At 61.1% G+C, this 3,995-nt stretch carries 9 protein-coding genes; all 9 read right to left on the reverse strand.

Features of this window, described 5'->3' with window-relative positions; all coding sequences use genetic code 11:
* Positions 1 to 79: 79 nt before the first annotated feature.
* Complete coding sequence (locus OO25_RS21525; protein WP_175304862.1) at positions 80 to 289, reverse strand: hypothetical protein; 210 nt, start codon at positions 287 to 289, stop codon at positions 80 to 82.
* The gene (locus OO25_RS21530) at positions 276 to 578 is read right to left on the reverse strand and encodes a hypothetical protein (protein WP_040182845.1); all 303 of its coding nucleotides are present in this window, start codon (positions 576 to 578) and stop codon (positions 276 to 278) included. The genes OO25_RS21525 and OO25_RS21530 overlap by 14 nt, the downstream gene beginning before the upstream one ends.
* A complete protein-coding gene (locus OO25_RS21535; protein WP_040182847.1) occupies positions 575 to 1,240 on the reverse strand; it encodes a peptidoglycan-binding protein in 666 nt (221 codons plus the stop codon). Before OO25_RS21535 ends, OO25_RS21530 begins: the two co-directional genes overlap by 4 nt.
* 189 nt (positions 1,241 to 1,429) lie before the next feature.
* Complete coding sequence (locus tag OO25_RS21540) at positions 1,430 to 1,807, reverse strand: hypothetical protein (RefSeq protein WP_040182856.1); 378 nt, start codon at positions 1,805 to 1,807, stop codon at positions 1,430 to 1,432.
* An 11-nt stretch (positions 1,808 to 1,818) separates the two neighbouring features.
* Positions 1,819 to 2,163: a DUF1353 domain-containing protein gene (locus OO25_RS21545; protein WP_040182849.1), complete on the reverse strand. Its 345-nt coding sequence runs from the start codon at positions 2,161 to 2,163 to the stop codon at positions 1,819 to 1,821.
* The gene (locus OO25_RS22335) at positions 2,144 to 2,617 is read right to left on the reverse strand and encodes a hypothetical protein (protein WP_052465760.1); all 474 of its coding nucleotides are present in this window, start codon (positions 2,615 to 2,617) and stop codon (positions 2,144 to 2,146) included. Before OO25_RS22335 ends, OO25_RS21545 begins: the two co-directional genes overlap by 20 nt.
* Position 2,618: 1 nt before the next feature.
* Positions 2,619 to 3,344, reverse strand: a complete 726-nt coding sequence (locus tag OO25_RS21555) for a hypothetical protein (protein ID WP_040182850.1) — start codon at positions 3,342 to 3,344, stop codon at positions 2,619 to 2,621.
* Positions 3,344 to 3,679, reverse strand: a complete 336-nt coding sequence (locus tag OO25_RS21560) for a hypothetical protein (RefSeq protein WP_040182852.1) — start codon at positions 3,677 to 3,679, stop codon at positions 3,344 to 3,346. Before OO25_RS21560 ends, OO25_RS21555 begins: the two co-directional genes overlap by 1 nt.
* An 11-nt stretch (positions 3,680 to 3,690) precedes the next feature.
* Positions 3,691 to 3,995, reverse strand: a 305-nt coding sequence (locus OO25_RS23070; RefSeq protein ID WP_040182855.1) for a hypothetical protein, incomplete at its 5' end; no start/stop codon positions are given.

Here is a 3,995-nt window from a genome sequence, read left to right on the forward strand (position 1 = left end):
TGCAAAGCCCGCTTTCTGCGAATCGCACCACAGCTCTAGAAACGCAAAAAGCCCCGCCAAGTGGCGGGGCTCCCTTCTTTCAGCGCGGCCCTGTCAGCTCCGCGATATCTTCCAGCTTCCCCGCGTTGCATCGCGCGGTGTAACGCCAGCCTAGGGCCAGCTCCGCAAAGCCGCCCTCGGTGCGCGGACCCTTTACCGGCTCAGCGCAAGGTGCGGTCAGCTCCCCCGGTATGGGGCGCTCCACATAAACCGGCTCAGGATCTGGCAACAGCCAGCTACAGCCGGTCAAAGACATCGCCAAGAAAATCAGACAATGGCGCATGGTATCCCTCCTGTTCCCGCAGGCGGTACAGATCGGCATCATACGTGCGGCGATCCTCCTGCATCCGTTTGATATGAGCGTCCAGCACATCGGCGGTCTGCCGTGCGTCATCGGCCTGCCGCTCCGCCACCCGTAGGCGGCGCGCGGCTGCGTCCAGATCCTCGCGCAGGTGCCCATTGCGCCAGACCAGGTATGAGGACACACCCGCAAACAACAGCGCCAGACACAGGCCCCCGATCGCGACCCACCGCATCATGCGGCAGCTCGCACGTCAGGCAGACGCTCGCGGATCATGTCGCGCAGGCGCTCACCAACCACCGAGGGATCGCCGGGCGCGGACATTCCAGGCAACCAGGTGATGTCCCATTTCCAGCGCTGGCGCACACCGAACATCGGCTGGATTTCTGCATGGGTCGGCATGCCGTAGACATTGACCGGGATCCAATACTGGGCACTGTATTCCGCAGCCCACCGGCAGAACGCATCAAGCTGGCGCAGTGTGATAGGCGCGGACCCACGATCAAACGGGCGCTCAATCGCCCCCGCCATGGCGTCCATTGCGTGCCCGATCGCGCCCGTGTTGAACATGCGGGTATGGGATGCCGCCCGACCAGCGGCATAGGATGCCTGCGCCTCTGGCGGAAACAAACCCTGCACCCGCTGCCCATCATGTGTGACCAGCGAGTTATAGGCGCGGCGCTCCATTTCGATGACGCCTTTGGCTCCGGCAGTCCAGTGCATATGCACCCGGTGCAAACCGCTCTTGTGGAACAGATCAGTGATGGTACTGCCGTTCTGCGGCTCAAGAGCGGCCCGAATAGCCGCTGAGGTGCGCGGCCCTCTGCGCCCGTCTATCGGCCCAGGGTGAAAGCCCAGAGCGGCGCATCGGGCCTGAATATCACGGGTGGTGAATTTCATGGGAATGCCCTTTCTGATGTTGGATTGGTTGCATCGCGATCGCGGCGAAACACAGCGCCGCCCAAAGCACGAGCGAGAGAGCAAGGCGCACCCGGCCCCAAGTGGGTGACCTGAGGAAACAGACGACACAGCGGGCGCGGTGCCGTAGCACCGGCCCCGCGATCACGGCGACAAGATCAATGAGGGCATTCATCGGCTTGACCCTCCGGCCATGCCGATCACCTTCACCATCAGCGCCATGATCGGCCCGCGCGCCTTGCTAAAGGCGTCATGCGCCACATAGGCCACCAGAAAGGCGATGATCAGCGTCAAGGCTGGAAACTGAAGGTCGAACTTGGCCCCCAGAAAGGCCGCGACCATCGGCCCGCCCAACGCGCCGATCATCAGGTTAAAGACGCTGAGGACCAATGCAGGCCGCCAGCGCAGGTTTTCGATCTCCAGCAGCGCGGCTGCAGCGCCCAGACAGACAACCACCACCACCGGCCAGGACGTGCCATAGCTGGTCAGGATGGCCGACATCACACCAAGCGCGCCTGCCAGCGCAGATTGAAACAGCTCCAGTTTCATAAAATTGCCCTTCAGCTCCATTTGTGGATGGTGACGGCCAGCACCATGGCCAGCCTGCGGATGCGCCCCACGCCATCGGCGCGGAGGGCTTCGGAAAACGGTGCGGCAGCGCTGACCCGGCCCCAGCCGAGGACGTGAATGGCGTAGTCATGCAGCGCGGCGGCTTTCAGGTATCGCGGGTTGTGCCGGTCAAAGATCCACCCGGCCCAGCGGGGGATTGAGACATCAAAGGGAAACCCCTGCGGCACGTACAAAAAGAGACCGGACCCCTTCGCTCCGATCTCCCATGCGATTGCTTTGGTGGTGTGATAGCCCGACCCGCTGCGGGCGCACCAATCAGGCGGCTGGCCAGCCATCCAGAACGGCCTGCGCGCCATTGGGCAGATGACCCAATCCAGCAAGCAGCGCCAACCCCGGCGCAACCTCAGGATCATCGCGTTGCACCTGTTCGGCCATGTCCAGCATGATCCACATCGCTTTCAGCTCAGGCGCTTCCCGCGCCGCCACCAGCATGTCGGGGGTCATGCCGCCAAGAAACATGCAGAGACGCATGAAACCGATCTTGGTCAGCGGCTGATAGACCGGATCCGGCACCGGGATATCCTCAACGCCCCAAGCGGCCCCGTCCCAGGCCAGGCGCTGGGTTGCGGGATCATGATCAGGCGGCGGCGGTGCCACAACGTAGCCCGCATCGGCGATTTCCTCAGCGGTGAAGCTGGCAGGATCGGTGCGGCTGCGCCCGTCGCTCAGACGAATGCGGAAAGGCAGCGGCGCTGGGGCGGTGGTGGATGTGTAATATAGCTGGGTCATCTTATATCCCTGCAACTCCATCATATTGGACTACAAAATCAGCGTGATTGTGTTGGATGTAATAAAAAAGATCGCCATTCTCTCGATCGACAGCACTGGATTGAATTGCGCCGATCGAGTGGAAGCTACTCCACTGGTGGACGACCGTATCGATATCCTCACCGTCGTGAATTCTGGTGACGCCGCCGACTGTTGTGATCAGGTTTTTCCCATCGTGGGCGATGGCACTCGGGCTTAACGACCCAATAGATTTCGTTTCCAAAATCGCGCCGCTAGGGGTGATCTTGAACAGGTTTTGTGACCCGCCTCCTGCCTGATCGTAGAGCCAGAGGTTTTCACCATCATTACAGATAAGTTTGATGTAGGGTGTAGGTCGCCCAAACCCCGAAGCGGTACTAAAATCGGGTAGGTTGTAGGCCCAAACTGAACTGGAAGAGACACAGTAAAGAACATCCCCCAAGACGGTCATATCGTAATAAGTTTTGGTGGGGCTTGTTGTCGCAATGACAGAAGAGGTCAGCCCGTCATAGAGCCGAATGCTGCGATAACTAGAGCTTCTGGATCCAACAATTAGGTTCCCGTTCCATATCCCGATCCCCATTGAATAATCGTATGCCAGATTGATCGGAAACACGTCTTTTGCAACGGGCCACTGGTCGCTGTAAGTACGCCGCCCACCCGCGCGCAACATGCGATCCCCGCGCATGGTGCCAATCATGCCGCCCATCAGAGATCATACTCCAGGGCGCTGAAGCTCAGCACCGCGTCACCTGCGGTAGAGGCTTCGGCCTGCACCTGATCGCCTGCGCTCAGGATCAGGGTGCCACCCATCGGGTAAATCGGGCCGGTACCATTCGGCTTGATCGTCTCACCCTGGCAAAGCTGCGTGATCGCATCGCCGTCCGACGCATCCAGCCATTGCACTGTCACGTCCACCTCATTGTCGGGATCGATCGGGGTGATCTGAAGGTGTGAGACCATCGCATAGCGACCGGCAGGCACGGTGTAGACCGTTGCCATGGCATCAAGCGCGAGACGTTTGGACACAGGAAATTGCGACATTCGGTTTCTCCTTAGAAATTCGCGGCGAAGACCAGCGCGAGGCGGGCCATTTCGTCCTTGGCCTGCGCGACCGGGTTCAGGTTGTGCCAGTTGGCGGGATCTGCGGCGGGATCGATGGCCGAGGTGAAATCAGCCTTGGCACGGTAGGTCAGCCCATCCGTGGGCGACCAGACCGCATCGCCGTCGCTGTAGTCGCCAGCGGCCCAGCGATCCGCGTTCACGCCGCTTTCAAACGCGGCGCTGGCCTCTGCCACCGCTGCGGCCAGCGTGGCCACCTGCTCTGCCGCTGCGTTGATCTCCTGCGCCTGCTGATTGC

Origin of the sequence: Phaeobacter sp. S60, assembly GCF_000826845.1 — a bacterium.
Lineage (GTDB): Bacteria > Pseudomonadota > Alphaproteobacteria > Rhodobacterales > Rhodobacteraceae > Phaeobacter > Phaeobacter piscinae.